The sequence below is a fragment of the Mesorhizobium norvegicum genome (assembly GCF_004919685.1).
GTDB lineage: Bacteria > Pseudomonadota > Alphaproteobacteria > Rhizobiales > Rhizobiaceae > Mesorhizobium > Mesorhizobium norvegicum.
The window spans coordinates 1-904 of the sequence record NZ_SMYZ01000051.1; the positions used below are offsets into that span (position 1 = coordinate 1).

1 protein-coding gene is annotated in these 904 nt (G+C 63.8%); it reads right to left on the bottom strand.

Annotated elements, in window-relative coordinates:
- The coding region (locus tag FCU66_RS21380; RefSeq protein WP_136625441.1) for an IS630 family transposase at positions 1-896 on the bottom strand (896 nt) is incomplete at its 3' end.
- Between the last annotated feature and the right edge of the window lie 8 nt (positions 897-904).

Sequence of the window (904 nt, forward strand, 5' to 3'; positions counted from 1 at the left end):
GCGAAGAAGCGTTCGACCTGGTTGAGCCATGAGGCCGCTGTCGGTGTGAAGTGAATATGCCAGCGGGGACGCTTGAGGAAGAAGGCGCGCACGGTGCTGGTCTTGTGGGTGGCGTAGTTGTCCATGACGATGTGGATATCGAGGTCAGCCGGGACATTGGCCTCGATCTCGCGCAGGAATTTCAGAAACTCCTGCGCGCGGTGGCGCTTAAAGCAGCGGCCGATGATGGTGCCGGTGGCGGCATCAAGGGCAGCAAACAGGGAAAGGGTGCCGTGCCGCGTATAATCGTGGCTGCGCCGCTCGATCTGGCCGGGGCGCATCGGCAGCACCGGCTGCGTGCGATCCAGCGCTTGGATTTGGCTCTTCTCGTCGACGCACAGGACCAGCGCTCGCTCGGGCGGGACCAGATAGAGGCCGACAATGTCGCGCACCTTCTCCACGAACAGCGCATCCGATGATAGTTTGAAGCTCTCTGCGCGGTGCGGCTGAAGGCCGAAGGCCGTCCAGATGCGGTGGATCGTCGAAGGCGCATGGCCCACCGCCCGCGCCATGGAGCGAAGGCTCCAGTGGGTCGCATCTCGCGGCGTCGTCTCCAGCGTCAGCCGGATCGTCTCGGCAATCTCCTCATCGCCGATCTGGCGCGGCGCGCCGGGACGCGGTTCATCGTAAAGGCCATCGAGCCTTTGTTCGGCAAAGCGCCGACGCCATGTGCCCACTGTGTTGGGCATTGCACCAAGGCGTGCGGCAATCTCCTTGTTCTCGATCCCCTCACTGGCCAGCAGCACTATCTGCGCCCGTCGCGCCAAGCCCTGCGCCGTGCCTCGGCGCCGGACCAGCCCCTCCAGTTCATTCCGCTCCTGCGCCGTCAAAATGATCTCAACCGCCGCTTTGCTCATCGATCATG